The 803-nt window shown below is 45.0% G+C and carries 1 protein-coding gene; it reads right to left on the reverse strand.

Annotation, left to right across the window (positions count from 1 at the left end; all coding sequences use genetic code 11):
* Positions 1-12: 12 nt before the first annotated feature.
* A partial coding sequence (locus tag FHC48_RS23020) for an IS30-like element IS30 family transposase (RefSeq protein WP_151319954.1) occupies positions 13-803 on the reverse strand: 791 nt, incomplete at its 5' end.

Below are 803 nucleotides of genomic sequence, written 5' to 3' on the forward strand. Positions count from 1 at the left end.
GCCGCTGTAGATTCAATCTGTCAATGCAACACCCCTTTCAATTATCTCTTTCGGTGTTTTGAACTTCAGTGTCTTTCTCGGTCTGTTGTTTAGCTGAGCAGCAACCAGATCTAGTTCATGTTGAGTATATTGGGCAAGACATGTCTTTTTAGGAAAGTACTGCCGAATTAGCCCATTTGTGTTCTCATTTGTTCCCCGCTGCCAAGGACTCTGAGGATCGCAGAAGTAAACTTTAACGCCGGTGCTGACAGTAAATTCTAGATGTCTGGCCAGTTCCATTCCTCTGTCCCATGTCAGTGATTTTCTGAGTTCTGACGGTAAACTCAGGAATTTGTCGGTAAGAGCCTGATTTACTGAGACAGAATCTTTGCCCCTGAGTCTAAGGATGATCGTATAACGTGATTTTCGGTCTACAAGTGTGGCTATATGAGAGTTTTTTGTACCTGAGACTAAATCGCCCTCCCAATGCCCCAGAGAGCGTCTGTTATCGATATTTCGGGAACGTTCGTGAATTGGTGTTCCGTTCACTATGTTAATCGTACCTCTTTCGCCTTTGCGGGTATGACGCCTGCCATGGCGAAGGCTATGCGACCGTCGCAGATGCTGTATATTCAGGTGGTGTAGCGCTTCACGGCTACGAAAGTACAGCGTTTTATAAATTGTCTCAGGTGATATTCGCAGCGTTTTTTGACGTGGTTTTGTTCGCCTTAACCATCCTGATATTTGCTCTGGAGACCATTTCATCTCCAGCTTTTCCAGAACAAGCTTTCGCAATGGTAAATTTTGATCCAGTAAGCACGGTT

The organism is Enterobacter sp. EC_50 (assembly GCF_019584525.1).
GTDB lineage: Bacteria > Pseudomonadota > Gammaproteobacteria > Enterobacterales > Enterobacteriaceae > Enterobacter > Enterobacter roggenkampii.